The organism is Sphingomonas sp. PvP018 (genome assembly GCF_017876865.1).
Classification (GTDB): domain Bacteria; phylum Pseudomonadota; class Alphaproteobacteria; order Sphingomonadales; family Sphingomonadaceae; genus Sphingomonas; species Sphingomonas aerolata.
In genome coordinates, this window is sequence record NZ_JAGIOU010000001.1 from 366,087 (window position 1) to 380,411 (window position 14,325).

Sequence of the window (14,325 nt, forward strand, 5' to 3'; positions counted from 1 at the left end):
GCCTATGTCGCTGCTCCCCGTTTGCCAACGGCCCGCCGCATCGCTATCTGCGCACGTCAAATCCCGCCTCATTCAAGCATGGAGCTCGGCACCCACATGGCCGTCCAGTATACCTACGTCATGAAGGGTCTGACCAAGACCTTCCCCGGTGCCGCAAAGCCCGTCCTCAACAACATCCACCTCCAGTTCATCCCGTCCGCCAAGATCGCGATCATCGGCCCCAACGGGTCGGGCAAGTCGACGCTGATGAAGATCATGGCGGGCATGGATCCCGACTTCACCGGCGAGGCCTGGGCGGCCGAAGGGGTCAATGTCGGCTATCTCGCGCAGGAGCCTCAGCTCGATCCGACCAAGGACGTGATGGGCAACGTCAAGGACGGCGTCCGCCCCGTCGCCGACCTCGTCGACCGGTTCAACGCGATCTCGGCCGAGATGGGCGATCCGCAAGACGACACCGATTTCGACGCGCTGATGGAGGAGATGGGCGATCTCCAGGCCAAGATCGACGCGGTCGACGGCTGGGCGCTCGACAGCCAGCTCGAACAGGCGATGGAGGCTCTGCGCTGCCCGCCGGGCGATGCGTCGGTCGAGAATCTCTCGGGCGGCGAGAAGCGCCGCGTCGCGCTCTGCAAGCTGCTGCTGGAGAAGCCGCAGATCCTGCTGCTCGATGAGCCGACCAACCATCTCGACGCCGAGAGCGTGTCGTGGCTCGAGAACTACCTCAAGGAATATACCGGCAACGTCATCCTCGTGACGCATGACCGCTACTTCCTTGACAATGTCGTCAACTGGGTGCTCGAGCTCGATCGCGGCCGCTACTACACCTATGAGAGCAACTATTCGGGCTATCTGGAGAAGAAGGCCCAGCGCCTCAGCCAGGAAGAGCGCGAAGAGGCCGGCAAGCAGAAGGCGATCGCCGACGAGCTGGCGTGGATGCGCCAGACCCCCAAGGCGCGCCAGACCAAGTCGAAGGCGCGTATCCGCGCGTTCGACGAGCTGATGGAGAAGCAGGAGAATCGCGTCGCCGGCAAGGCCGCGATCCTGATCCAGCTGCCGTCGCGTCTCGGCGGCAAGGTGATCGAGGCGAAGGGCCTGACCAAGTCGTACGGCGACAAGCTGCTGTTCGACGGGCTCGACTTCACGCTGCCGCCGGGCGGCATCGTCGGCGTGATCGGCCCGAACGGCGCGGGCAAGTCGACGCTGTTCAAGCTCATCACCGGTCAGGAAACCCCGGACACGGGCACGATCGAGGTCGGCTCGACCGTCAAGCTCGGCTATGTCGACCAGAGCCGCGACGATCTCGATCCGAACAAGAACGTCTGGCAGGAAATCTCCGACGAGCTCGAGATCTTCCGCTTCGGCAAGCAGGAGATGGGCACGCGCGCCTATGTCGGCGCGTTCAACTTCCGCGGGCAGGACCAGCAGAAGAAGGTCGGCCAGCTGTCGGGCGGTGAGCGCAACCGCGTCCACATGGCCAAGATGCTCAAGGAGGGTGGCAACGTCCTCCTGCTCGACGAACCGACCAACGATCTCGACGTCGAGACGCTGCGTGCGCTCGAGGAGGCGCTCGAGACGTTCGCCGGCTGCGCGGTCGTCATCAGCCATGACCGCTTCTTCCTCGATCGCCTCGCCACGCACATCCTCGCGTTCGAGGGCGACAGCCATGTCGAGTGGTTCGAGGGCAATTACGCGTCGTACGAGGAGGACAAGCGCCGTCGCCTCGGCGACGCCGCCGACCGCCCGACGCGCCTGGCGTACAAGAAGCTCACACGCTGAGCGTCTGAGACCCGCCGCGGCCCTTGTTTCCGGGCTGCGGCGGACGTCCACCTACCCACCAAACTCCGTCATCCTGACGAAAGTCAGGATCCAGGGTCACAGGCGGTCCGCTTGATTGCTCTGGATCCTGACGTTCGTCAGGATGACGAGGGTGGTGTAGGACCGAGCCGGTGCCTGCCACGCAAGCGCCATGTTGATCCCCTAACCGGGGTCGGTAGGAGACATATTGGTCCCCACGAACGGAGCAGGCGTGACAGTTATCGAACACTCCCCCGGTGGAGATGCCCCCCCGGGTGCGGGGGAGCTGCAATACCGGCTTCGCCAGCAATCGATACTGGCCGATTTCGGGATCGAGGCGCTGCGCGCGCGCGATCTCGAACCGATGCTCCAGCGCGCCACCGAATTGTGCGGCGAGGGGATGCGCTCGAAATACTGCAAGTTCCTCGAATATCGCCCCGAGCAGGACACCCTGTTCGTGCGCGCGGGGATCGGCTGGGCGCCGGGCGTGGTCGGATCGGCCGAGATGCGCACCGATCTCGCCTCGCCCGCGGGCTTCGCGCTCGAGACCGGCCAGCCGGTGATCTCCAACCATCTCGAGAATGAGGAGCGGTTCCGTACGCCCGCCTTCATGGCCGAGCACCACATCCGCCGCGCGATCAACGTGCTGGTCGAGACGTCGGGCAAGCGCTTCGGCGTGCTCGAGGTCGACAGCCCCGACGAGGGCAAGTTCGAGCCCGCCGACCTCGCCTTCATGCAGGGGTTCGCCAATCTGATCGGCGTCGCGATCGAGCGGCAACAGGCCGAACAGCGTTTGAGCGACGCGATGGAGCATCAGGAGCTGCTCACGCGCGAGGCGAGCCACCGCGTCAAGAACAGCCTCGCGCTCGTCTCGGCGATGCTCAACCTCCAGATGCAGGAGGATGACGACCCGCGCATCACGCGGCTGCTCGGCGACGCGCAGGCGCGCATCACCGCGATCGCACAGACACACGACCAGCTCTGGCGCGGCGAACAGGTCGGGATCGTCGCGCTCGACGATCTGGTCTGCGGGATCGCGACGGGGCTGGCCGAACAGGCGCCGCTGCACCGGATCGACTGCGACATCGACGCGATCCGGATCAGCGCCGATACCGCGATCCCGCTCGGCCTGCTCGTCACCGAGCTCGTCACCAACGCGATCAAATATGCGTATGGCGAGGGTGGCGGAGTCATCGCGGTGACGATCCGCAACGCCGGCGGCCGGATCCTGCTGACCGTGTCCGACGACGGCGTCGGGCTGCCCGCCGATTTCGATCTCAAGGCCGCCTCGCGCAAAAGCCTCGGCATGCGGATGATCGGCAGTCTTGCCCGGCAGTTGCGCGGCACGATCGCGATCGAGAATGCCGCGCGCGGCACCTGTGCGGTCCTCGACATCCCCGATCCGAGGATCGTGCTTCCGGACTGATCGCTTGACGCGTGTATGATGTCCGTAGCACACCCCGTCGACAGCGACGGGGTGGGGATGATGGACATGCTGATGGTACTAGCGGCCGCAGCGGCTGCGGTAACCGCGCCGCAGGGCGACAGGGTCAAGCCGATCGACCAGTGTTTCGCGATCTACCGCCCCGGGAGCCCGCAGGCACGCAGGCCGCCGGAACATCATCCGGCCAGACCGTCATCGGCGCAACCCGCCAGGTCATCCGCGCCATCCGCGTCGGCGGTCGGCCGGCCTGGGATATCGTCGTGCATCAGCGCGTGCCGATAGCGAATTTCGCGATGCGCGATCACTTCGTCCTGAACCGCGACGATCTGACGCCGATCACCTTCGACAACAGCCGGAGCGGGGTCGAGCATGTCGCGCTTCGCTACACTCCCGGTCGCATCGTCGGAACGAAGACCGACAAGGCCGTCGTTACGCCGATCGACGTCGCGGTGGCGGGACCGATCTGGGAGGGCAATCTCTGGGGCGTGACGTTCGGCGCGTTGCCGCTCGCGATGGGCAAGAGCTTCTCGCTGCCCTTCTATCAGTATGACGGCGGGATCGGCCGCTTCACGCTGACCGTCACCGGCAGGCAGAGCGTCGCGACACCGACCGGGCCCGTCGACGCCTGGACCGTCGCGGTTCTCAAAGACGGCAAGCCGAGTGCCACCACGCTGATCGCGAAGCGCGACGCGCGTGAACTGGGCAGCTTCGCCGCGCGGGGCGGGACGAAGCTTGGCGGCGACTGCACCGGTCTCGACTGAGCGACCGGCGCCCCCGCTCAGCGCACCCGCTTGACGTAGATCCGACCGCCGTCACGGCGTTCGGTCTGGAAATTGGGCACCGCCTCGATCAGCTCGGACAGATGGTTGAAGCCATAGTTGCGCGCATCGAAGCTCGACCGGTTGCCCGCACGCTGCCCGAGCTCGGTCAGGCTCTGATAGCCCTTCTCATCGCGCTTGCCCGCGTTGTACGCGTCGATCAGCAGCTTGATCAGGTCCGACCCGATCGGCTCGCCGCCGCGCGACCGGCGTGCCGCGGGCGTGGCGGGGGCAGGGGCCTTCTCGCCACCGATCGCGGGCGGCAGCGACAGCGGCATCGGCTCGGATTCGTCGTCGAGCGCGCTGACGTCGATGAAGCGCGTGCACGCCTGGCGGAAACCCTCGGGCGTGCGGCTGGTGCCAAAGCCATAGACCGGCACGCCGTCCTGGCGGATCCGCATCGCCAACGGCATGAAGTCGCTGTCCGACGACATGATCCCGAACCCGTCGATCCGGCCACGGAACAGCAGGTCCATCGCGTCGATCGTCATCTTCATGTCGGTCGCGTTCTTGCCCTTGGTCAGGTCGAACTGCTGGTGCGGCTCGATGCCGTGCTTGATCGACATGTCGCGCCACCCCTTGAGCGCAGGCTTGGACCAGTTGCCATAGACGCGCCGGACGTTGACCGTGCCGAGCTCGGCAAGAACGGTCAGCACCGGGTCGAGCGTCGCCGAGGAGGCGTTGTCGGCGTCGATGAGAAGGGCGACGTTGCGGGTTGTGGTATCGGCCATACCGCCGGGATTAGCCGCGCCCGCGCCCCGCGTCCACGCTCCACGCGCCGCCACCCGCCGCGGCGAGGTAGAGGAACACGAAACAATAGAGCACCGCCGCCTCGCCGCCATTGGCGATCGGGAAGGGCCCCTGCGGTGCGTGCGCAAGGAAATAGGCGGCCGCCGACATGCCCGACAGCAGGAACGCCACCGGCCGCGTGAACAGCCCGACGATCAGCAACGCACCGCCCACGACCTCGATTATGCCCGCGACGTACAGCAACGGGGTCATCACCATCGGGAAGGGCGGCAGCCCGAAGAACTTGGAAATACCGTGGCTGAAGAACACCAGCGCCACGACGACGCGCATCACGCTGAGCAGGCGGGGGGACCAGGTGGCGGGTATCGGCATGGGATCATCCTGAACGTCGTTGCGGTCCCGCTTCGTCCTATGCGCGCATGCCTGCGTCAACGCGCCGGATGGAAACGGACCGTTCAGCGATAGGAAATCAGGGATAGGCTATCGCGATCACCTCATATTCGCGCTCGCCCGCGGGCAGGTCGACGCGGCGGACATCACCGATCGCGGCACCCCGCAGAGCCCGTGCGAACGGCGAATTCCAGCCGATCCGTCCGTTGCCCGCATCGGTCTCGTCGTCGCCGACCAGCGTGAGCACGCGTTCGACATCCTCTTCGTCCGCCACCGTCACGCACGCGCCGAACCAGACGCGGCTGCGGTCCTCCTGCGCGGCGGGATCGACGACCTTGGCCGCCTTCATCCGCCGCGACAGCCAGCCGAGCCGCCGGTCGATCTCGCGCAGCCGTTTGCGCCCATAGATATAGTCGCCATTCTCCGACCGGTCGCCATTGCCCGCCGCCCAGGAGATCACCTCGACGAGCTTCGGCCGCTCGCTGCCGAGCAACAGCTCATATTCCTCGCGCAGCACCGTATAGCCTGCCGGGGTGATGTAGTTGGGCCGATCCATGCGCGCCGTCTCGTCCGGTTCAGCCCGGCCGGGTCTTGCCGAGATACCAGGACGTGCGCGCGACCGTGCGGCTCTTGGCGCGGGCGGGGTTCATCAGGTCGTAGACGACCGCATTCTCGATCACGCGCTGCACATAGTTGCGCGTCTCCTGATACGGGATCGCCTCGATCCAGTCGATGATGTCGACCGCGCCGGTGCGCGGGTCGCCATTGGCGCGCAGCCACTTGTTCACATTGCCGCCGCCCGCATTATACGCAGCAATCGCAAGCGGATAGCTGCCATAGTTCGCATAGATTCGCTGGAAGTAGCTCGACCCCAGCATGATCGACAGATTGGGATCCGTCGTCAGCGACGCCTGGTTGTAGGCGAGCCCGATCTTGCCCGACTGCTCGCGCGCGGTCGCGGGCATCAGCTGCATCAGCCCGCGCGCACCCGCATGGCTGATCGCGGCACGATCGAACTGGCTCTCCTGCCGCGAGATCGCATGGATGATCGTCCAGTTGTCCTCATAGCCCGCCGGCACGCTGACGGTCGGGAAGCCCGCTGCGGAATAGTCGCTGAGCCCGTTCGCCAGCGCGCTGCGCCCGACCATCACGCCCAGATCGGGGCGGTTGATGCGGGTGGACAATTCGGCGGCGAGCGCGTGGTCGGTGTCGGTCGTCGCATCGGCGGCGATCTGGCGGACGAACGCGGTCTGGTCCTGCCAGTCGGCGATCTGGCCGAGGAACTTGACCGCGCGCACCGTCTCGCGCTGCTCGAACGCGGCGCGCACCGCGGGTGCGATCGCAAGGCTGGCCATCGGCGGTGGCGGGGTCAGCGCGCGACCCATCCGCTCGGTCGCGAGCTGGCCGTAATATTGATCGCGGTAGCCGGCCGCCTGCGTGTAGAAGGCGGTCGCATCCGCCTGACGGCCCGCCGCCTCGGCCGCGCGTCCCGCCCAGTAATAGCCGCGCGCGCGCACGACCGGCGAATTCGACCCGCGCGCATAGCGGTCGAACAGCGTCATCGCATCCGCGGGGCGCCCGAGCTGCTTCATCGCCGCCTGCCCGCCGAGCCAGGCGAGATTGGTATATTCGTCGCGCTCGGCATAGGATTTGGCCGAGATGTTCGCCCCCGCCGGATAGGCATCGTCGATCTGCCGCGCGATGTCATAGGCGACCTGCCACTGGCCGTCATTCGCCGCGCCGCGCGCATTGGTCACCAGGATCTCGTACCATTCGCCCGCATTGCCCGGCCGCGTGGTCAGCGCCCGCGGCCGCGCCAGCCAGGCGCGCGCGCTCGGGCTCGCGCCGCTGTTGCGCAGCCACACCGCGCGGTCGGCGACATAGCCGGCGTCGCCGCGATACGTTTCCATCGTCGCCGCCGACAGGTCAGACGCGTTCGGCGCATTGGTCCGGAAGGCGAGCCGCGCCTCGAACAGCGCGCGCTTGGCGGGACTGACCAGCAGGATCTGGCGCTGCGCCGCGCTGGTCTGCCCCGACCAGAGCAATGCGTCCATCCGCGCGTCCTGATCGTCCGGCGACAGCGCGCCGGGGAAGCCCGTCGTCACCGCGACCTGATCGATCGACGACAGACCGCCCGACCGCCAGGCGGTGCGCACCGCGGCATAGGCCCGGTCGCGCTGCCCGGTCGCCTGCAGTGCGCGTGCATAGGCAAGATTGCCCGCCGCGGACTGCGGCGGATAGCGCGTGAAGAACGCGACGACGCTGCCGGCCGCACCGCTGCCGATCGCCGCCTGCCGCTCCGCCGCGCGGCGATTGGCGGTCTCGTTCGGCCAGCCGGGATGCGCCATCAGGAACCCGGCATAGCTGTCGAACGGCAGCGCGTCGGTCTGTTGCAGCGCGCGCCACTGCGCGATCGTCGAGGCGATCGCGCCGTCGCTCGCCATCGGCTGCGCCTGCGGGCCGATATTCGAAAGCTGCGTCCGGTACCGGTCGAGCGTTTCCTGTCCGACCCCTGAAGATACCGCCGTGCCGGCCAGAGCCGCCAGGACGATGCTCGATTTGAACGCCAATGCTACCATGTGGACAGGATAGCAGTTCAACCCGTATCTGTCCTGAACGAAACGCCCGAATTCAGCGCAGCAGGAGCGCAATATACCGATGTTTGCAGGTTTTTCCTTTGCCGGGTCGATCCCGGCGCTCGTCACGCCGTTCGCCGCGGACGGCAGTTTCGACGAGCAGGCCTATCGCGATTTCGTCGAGTGGCAGATCACCGAGGGTTCGTCCGCGCTGGTCGCCTGCGGCACCACGGGCGAGGCAGCGACCCTGTCCTATGACGAGCATTTCCACGTCGTCCGCGTCTGCGTCGATCAGGCGAAGGGCCGCGTCCCCGTGATCGCGGGGGCAGGGTCGAACGACACACGCGTCGCCTCGGCCAATCTGCGCGCGGCCCATGAGGCCGGCGCCGATGCCGCGCTGATGGTCCCGCCCTATTACAACCGCCCGAGCCAGGAGGGGATCTTCCGGCATTTCGAGGCGCTCGCCGCCGACGCGCCGCTGCCGATCATCCTTTACAACGTCCCCGGCCGCACCGTCACCGACATCCAGCCCGCGACGCTGGCGCGGGTCGTCACCGCCTTTCCGCAGGTGTTCGTCGGCGTGAAGGACGCCAGCGGCGTGCTCGCGCGCGTCTCGCAGCACCGCGAAGCCTGCGGGCCAGACTTCTGCCAGCTGTCGGGCAATGACGACCTCGCGCTCGCGTTCAACGTGATGGGCGGCACCGGCTGCATCTCGGTCACCGCGAACGTCGCGCCGAAGCTGTGCGCGGAGTTCCAGGCGGCCTGCCAGGCGGGCGATTTCGTCACGGCGCTCGCCTATCAGGACCGTCTCTATCCCCTGCACGACGCGCTGTTCACCGACGCGTCGCCGGGCCCGGTCAAATACGCGATGGCGCGGGTGCGGGCCGGCTTCCCCGAGACGCTGCGCCTGCCGATGACCCCCGCGGGCGACGCCTCGCGCGCCGCGGTCGACGCGGCGCTGGCGCACGCCGGCCTGGTCTGATCCCCGTCCGTCATCCTGACGCACGTCAGGATGACGGGGGGACCGACAATTAACGTCCAACGCGATACGACGCCCGCTTCCCCTTCGCCCTCCGACCTCCTACATCGCGCATCCCATGGCACGCCCCAAACCCCCGACCTTCGAAAAGACCAAGATCGTCGCCGAGAACCGGCGCGCGCGGTACGACTATTATATCGAGCAGGTGTTCGAGGCGGGGATCGCGCTGACCGGCACCGAGGTGAAGGCACTGCGCGGGGGCGAAGGCTCGATCGCCGAGGCCTATGCCGAGGTGAAGGGCAGCACGGTCCAGCTCGTCAATTCGAACATCCCCGAATTCAGCCACGGCAACCGCTTCAATCATGAGCCCAAGCGGCCGCGCAAGCTGCTGCTGCACGAGCGCGAGATCAACAAGATGTTCGGCGCGGTCGCGCGCCAGGGCATGACGCTCGTGCCGCTGATGATCTATTTCAATTCCAAGGGCCGCGCGAAGGTCGAGCTCGCGCTCGCCAAGGGCAAGCAGAACCACGACAAGCGCGATTCGGTGAAGGAACAGGACTGGAAGCGCGAGCAGGGCCGGATCATGCGGGATCGTGGATAAGCCGTGACCAGGGCGCCGGTCGGTCTTTTCGGGCGCCTCGCGGCGTGGTCGCATCGCAATCTGCCGACCCGCGATTCGATGGAGCGCAACCGCCTGTTGCGCCCCGTCGCGCACCGCGTGCTCGCGCCCGAACTGTGGCGCTTCACCCGGCGCTCGGTGCCGCGCGGCGTCGCGCTCGGCATGGTCGCGGGGATCCTCGTGCCGGTCGCGCAGACCCCCGTCGCCGCGCTGTTCGCGCTGCCGTTCCGCGCCAATGTGCCGACCGCCGCGCTGACCACCTTCATCACCAATCCGCTGACGACCCCGCCGCTCTGGATCGCCGCCTATTGGATCGGGTCGTGGATGCTGCGGATCGACGCGCATGTCCCCGGCCAGCCGGTCGCCGAAGCCGCCGCGCAAGCCGACTGGATCCCCTGGCTGATGCAGGCGGGGCCCGCCACCGCGCTCGGCCTGCTGGCGATCACCGTGGTGGCCTCGATCGGCGGCTATGCGCTCAGCGCGCTCGGCTGGCGGCTGTGGATTGCCCGCAAGTGGCGGCACCGCCACGATAATCGCGGATCGTAACAATCGTCACTATCTGTCGCCCGACGAATTGACGGAGCGTCTTATCGGCGTAGAACACACCGCATCCTGAAGTTCTTCCCCGAGGGTCCTTGATGCGTACGTCGATTGTCACCGCCATTCTGCTCGCCTCCGCCGCAACGGTCTCGGCCCAGACCAGTCAGACCCCGGCCCGACCGGCCGCGCCGTCGCCCGCGCTCGCAGGCGCGGCCAGCGGTCCCGTCGCGCCGAAGGATGCGAACAAGCCGCAGATCGGCGATTTCGGCTTCGACATGGCCGGGCGCGATACCGCGGTGAAGCCCGGCACCGACTTTTTCGACTATGCCAATGGCGGCTGGGACAAGGCGACGCCGATCCCCGCCGATCGCTCGTCCTACGGCATGTTCCACGTCCTCCAGGACCTGTCGCTCGAGCGCACCCGGACGATCCTCGACGCCGCGACCGCAAAGCCCGGCGACAAGGTCGGTGACTTCTACGCCAGCTTCATGGACGAGGCGGCGGTCAACGCGAAGGGGGCGGGGCCGGTGAAGCCGATGCTCGCCGCGCTCAAGACGACCACCGACAAGACCGCGCTCGTCACCCAGATTGCGAAGCTCCAGCGCCAGGGGGTCGGCGGGCTCGTCGGCGTCGGCGTCCAGCAGGACGACAAGGACCCGACCACCTATGTCGTCGGCTTCGGCCAGAGCGGCCTCGGGCTGCCCGATCGCGACTATTATCTGAAGGACGATGCCAAGCTCGCCGCGGTCCGCACCGCCTATCAGGCGTATCTCGCGCAGATGCTGACGCTCGCGGGCGAGCCCAACGCCGCCGCGCGCGCCGCGGCGGTCTTCGCGATGGAGAAGGGACTCGCCACCGCGCACTGGACGCGGATCGAAAGCCGCGACGCGGACAAGACCTACAATAAATGGACCGCCGCCGATTTCGCGGCGAAGGCACCCGGCTTCCCCTGGACGCAGTACATGACCGCAATGGGCGTCACCGGCCGTCCCTTCTACCTCGTCGCACAGCCGAGCGCGCTGACCGGCGAGGCGAAGGTCTTTGCCGACACCCCGGTGAACGTCCTTCAGGATTACGCGATGCTCAAGGTGCTGCGCGCCTATGCGCCCTATCTCTCGAGTGATTTCGACAAGACCAATTTCGGCTTCTACGGCACCACCCTGTCGGGCACGCCCGAGCAGCAGGTCCGCTGGAAGCGCGGTGTCTCGACCGTGTCGGGCGCGATGGGCGAGGCGATCGGCGAGCAGTATGTCGCGAAATATTTCCCGCCGGAATCGAAGGCGGCCGCCGATCAGCTCGTCAAGAACGTCATCGCGGCGATGGGCGACCGGTTGCGCAACCTCGCCTGGATGGCGCCCGAGACCAAGACCAAGGCGCTTGCCAAGCTCGCCGCCTTCACCCCCAAGATCGGCTATCCGGACACGTGGCGCGACTATTCCGCGCTCCAGGTCCAGCGCGGCGACCTCGTCGGTAACGTCGCGCGCGCCAACGCGTTCGACTATGATCGCGACCTCAAGAAGCTCGGCCAGCCGATCGATCGCGGCGAATGGTTCATGACGCCGATGACGATCAACGCCTATGCCAATCCGACGATGAACGAGGTCGTCTTCCCCGCCGCGATCCTCCAGCCGCCCTTCTTCGATCCGAAGGCGGACCCGGCGATCAACTATGGCGGCATCGGCGCGGTGATCGGTCACGAGATCAGTCATCATTTCGACGATCAGGGCCGCAAATACGATCAGAACGGCAAGCTCACCGACTGGTGGACGCCGCAGGATGTCGCGCGCTTCAAGGTCTTCACCGACGCGCTGGTCAAGCAATACGACGCCTATGAGCCCTTGCCCGGGCTGCACGTCCAGGGCGGTCTGACGCTCGGCGAGAACATCGCCGATCTCGCCGGGCTGACCGTCGCCTATGACGCCTATCACCGCTCGCTCGGCGGCAAGCCCGCGCCGGTGATCGACGGCACCACCGGCGACCAGCGCTTCTATTATGGCTGGGCGGGCGTCTGGCGCAGCAAGTTCCGCGAACCCGCACTCCGGCAGACGCTGCTGTCCGATCCGCACTCGCCGGGTCACCAGCGCGTCCTCACCGTCCGCAACCTCGACCCCTGGTACGCGGCGTTCGGCGTGAAGCCCGGCGAGGCCAGCTACCTCGCCCCCGCAACCCGCGTCCGCATCTGGTAATCCGCTGACGCCGACCGCCCCAAAACTGCCCCACCCCGGCGAAGGCCGGGGCCCAGTTGGGGGACAGACGTAATGGCCGACTGTCCATCGTGACCAAGACCTTCCCAACTGGGCCCCGGCCTTCGCCGGGGAGGTGTACCGCGAACGAAATTCCAGGAGACTCGCATGAAGACCTACATCGCCGCCGGCCTGCTCGCCGCCACCGCGATCACCGGCGTCACCGCCGCCATCTCGCAGACCGCCGAACCAACCGCCGCACCCGCCGCGCCCGCCGCGACCGGCGCGCAATATGGCAGCTTCGGCTTCGACGAGAAGGGCATGGACAAGAGCGTCCAGCCCGGTGACGATTTCTACGCCTTCGCCAATGGCAACTGGGCGAAGACCACCCCGATCCCCGCGGACAAGTCGAACTACGGCGCGTTCAACTTCCTCTCCGACCTGTCCGAGACGCGCACCCGCGGCATCCTCGATACCGCGGCCAAGGACCCGAACTCGAAGATCGGCCGCGCCTATGCGACCTTCCTCGACACCGGCACGATCGAGGCCAAGGGGCTGGCGCCGATCCGCCCATGGCTCGCGAAGATCGCCGCGCTGAAGGACCGGTCGGGCTATCCCGCCTTGCTCGCCGAGGCGGATCGCGCCGGGATCGGCGGCCCGTTCGGCAGCGGCGTCGGCCAGGACGACAAGATCCCCGAGCAGTACGCCCTCTCGCTCGGCCAGTCAGGGCTCGGCCTGCCCGACCGCGACTATTATCTCAGCGCCGACGCCAAGCTGGTCGAGGCGCGCACCGCCTACCGCGCGCACATCGCCAAGATGCTGACGCTCGCCGGCGAACCCGATGCCGAGGCGCGCGCCGCCGCGTTGCTCGCGTTCGAGACCGAGATCGCCCGGGTCAGCTGGACCCGCGTCGACAGCCGCGACGCGACCAAGACCTATAACAAGATGTCCGTCGCCGATCTCGCCAGGCGCGCGCCCGGCTTCGACTTCGCGGGCTATTTCAAGGCGACCGGCACGCCCGTACCGACCGTCATCGTCGCACAGCCCTCGGCGATCACCGGCATCGCAAAACTCGTCGCGACCGCGCCGATCGGCGTCCTCCGCGACCAGCTGATCCTGCGCTCGCTCGACGGCTATGCGGACGTGCTGCCCAAGGCGTTCGACGCCGAACAGTTCGCCTTTTACGGCACCGTGCTCGGCGGCACCCCCGAGCAGGAGGCCCGCTGGAAACGCGGTGTCCAGTTCACCAGCGGTGCGCTCGGCGACGAGGTCAGCAAGCTCTACGTCGCGCAGTATTTCCCGCCCGAGACCAAGGCCGCAGCCGATGTGCTGGTGAAGAACGTGCTCGCCGCGATGGGCCGCCGGATCGACAAGCTCGACTGGATGGCGCCCGAGACCAAGCAGAAGGCGCATGCCAAGCTCGCCGCCTTCACCCCCAAGATCGGCTATCCCAGCCAGTGGAAGGACCTGTCCGCGCTGACGATCACGTCCGGCGACGCGTTCGGCAACGAATGGCGCGCCAACGAATGGCAGCATCAGGACAATATCGCCAAGCTCGGCAAGCCCCTGCAGCGCTGGGAATGGGGCATGACGCCGATGACGGTGAACGCCTATGCCAATTTCGGCATGGTCGAGATCGTCTTCCCCGCAGCCATCCTCCAGCCGCCCTTCTTCGATCCCAAGGCCGACGACGCGGTCAATTACGGCGGCATCGGTGCGGTGATCGGGCACGAACTGAGCCATCATTTCGACGACCAGGGTTCGAAATACGATGCCAAGGGCCAGCTCACCGACTGGTGGACGCCCAAAGACATCGCCGGCTTCAACGCGCTCACCGGCAAGCTCGGCGCGCAGTATGACGCCTATGAGCCGCTGCCGGGCATGCACGTGAAGGGCCAGCTGACGATGGGCGAGAACATCGCCGATCTCGCCGGGCTCACGGTCGCCTATGACGCCTATCACACCGCGCTCGGCGGCAAGGCGGCCCCCGTGCTCGACGGCTTCACCGGCGACCAGCGCTTCTATCTGGGCTGGGCGCAGGTCTGGCGTCGCAACTACCGCGAGGCGAACCTGCGGCAGCGGCTGCTGACCGATCCGCATTCGCCGTCGCAGCAGCGCGCCTCGGTCGTCCGTAATCTCGACCCCTGGTACGCCGCCTATCAGCCCAAGCCGACGCAGCGTCTGTATCTCGCCCCCGAACAGCGCGTGCGCATCTGGTGACCGGCCGCGTCC

The 14,325-nt window shown here is 67.2% G+C and carries 12 protein-coding genes; 8 read left to right on the forward strand and 4 right to left on the reverse strand.

Annotation, left to right across the window (positions count from 1 at the left end):
• The first annotated feature begins 96 nt into the window (after positions 1-96).
• The 3 genes from ettA (at position 97) to J3A66_RS01430 (ending at position 3,999) form a co-directional block, all read left to right on the forward strand.
• The gene (gene ettA / locus J3A66_RS01420) at positions 97-1,776 is read left to right on the forward strand and encodes an energy-dependent translational throttle protein EttA (protein ID WP_056408757.1); all 1,680 of its coding nucleotides are present in this window, start codon (positions 97-99) and stop codon (positions 1,774-1,776) included.
• Positions 1,777-2,026: 250 nt separating this feature from the next.
• Positions 2,027-3,220 carry a histidine kinase dimerization/phosphoacceptor domain -containing protein gene (locus J3A66_RS01425; RefSeq protein WP_348633969.1) on the forward strand — a complete coding sequence of 398 codons (1,194 nt, stop codon included), beginning with the start codon at positions 2,027-2,029 and terminating at the stop codon, positions 3,218-3,220.
• A 140-nt stretch (positions 3,221-3,360) separates the two neighbouring features.
• Positions 3,361-3,999, forward strand: a complete 639-nt coding sequence (locus J3A66_RS01430; RefSeq protein WP_209566642.1) for a hypothetical protein — start codon at positions 3,361-3,363, stop codon at positions 3,997-3,999.
• Positions 4,000-4,016: 17 nt separating this feature from the next.
• Here J3A66_RS01430 and J3A66_RS01435 read toward each other — a convergent pair whose 3' ends face one another.
• The 4 genes from J3A66_RS01435 to J3A66_RS01450 form a co-directional block, all read right to left on the reverse strand.
• Positions 4,017-4,787: an NYN domain-containing protein gene (locus J3A66_RS01435; RefSeq protein WP_209566643.1), complete on the reverse strand. Its 771-nt coding sequence runs from the start codon at positions 4,785-4,787 to the stop codon at positions 4,017-4,019.
• A gap of 10 nt (positions 4,788-4,797) precedes the next feature.
• Positions 4,798-5,178 (reverse strand): DoxX family protein, encoded by a 381-nt coding sequence (locus J3A66_RS01440; RefSeq protein ID WP_209566644.1) that lies wholly within the window; start codon positions 5,176-5,178, stop codon positions 4,798-4,800.
• A gap of 97 nt (positions 5,179-5,275) precedes the next feature.
• Positions 5,276-5,752 carry a transcription elongation factor GreB gene (greB, locus tag J3A66_RS01445; protein WP_056408376.1) on the reverse strand — a complete coding sequence of 159 codons (477 nt, stop codon included), beginning with the start codon at positions 5,750-5,752 and terminating at the stop codon, positions 5,276-5,278.
• Between the two features lie 19 nt (positions 5,753-5,771).
• Positions 5,772-7,775, reverse strand: a complete 2,004-nt coding sequence (locus J3A66_RS01450; RefSeq protein WP_209570337.1) for a lytic transglycosylase domain-containing protein — start codon at positions 7,773-7,775, stop codon at positions 5,772-5,774.
• Between the two features lie 79 nt (positions 7,776-7,854).
• Between J3A66_RS01450 and dapA the strand changes: the two genes are divergently transcribed.
• The 5 genes from dapA to J3A66_RS01475 all read left to right on the forward strand — a co-directional run bounded on the left by dapA (position 7,855) and on the right by J3A66_RS01475 (position 14,313).
• Entirely contained in the window at positions 7,855-8,754 is a 900-nt protein-coding gene (dapA, locus tag J3A66_RS01455) for a 4-hydroxy-tetrahydrodipicolinate synthase (protein ID WP_209566645.1), read from the forward strand.
• Between the two features lie 115 nt (positions 8,755-8,869).
• Positions 8,870-9,352 carry an SsrA-binding protein SmpB gene (gene smpB / locus J3A66_RS01460; RefSeq protein WP_031395420.1) on the forward strand — a complete coding sequence of 161 codons (483 nt, stop codon included), beginning with the start codon at positions 8,870-8,872 and terminating at the stop codon, positions 9,350-9,352.
• A gap of 78 nt (positions 9,353-9,430) precedes the next feature.
• Positions 9,431-9,916, forward strand: a complete 486-nt coding sequence (locus tag J3A66_RS01465; RefSeq protein WP_042466983.1) for a DUF2062 domain-containing protein — start codon at positions 9,431-9,433, stop codon at positions 9,914-9,916.
• 92 nt (positions 9,917-10,008) lie between these two features.
• The gene (locus tag J3A66_RS01470) at positions 10,009-12,096 is read left to right on the forward strand and encodes a M13-type metalloendopeptidase (protein WP_209566646.1); all 2,088 of its coding nucleotides are present in this window, start codon (positions 10,009-10,011) and stop codon (positions 12,094-12,096) included.
• Between the two features lie 165 nt (positions 12,097-12,261).
• Positions 12,262-14,313, forward strand: a complete 2,052-nt coding sequence (locus J3A66_RS01475) for a M13 family metallopeptidase (protein ID WP_209566647.1) — start codon at positions 12,262-12,264, stop codon at positions 14,311-14,313.
• Positions 14,314-14,325 lie beyond the last annotated feature (12 nt).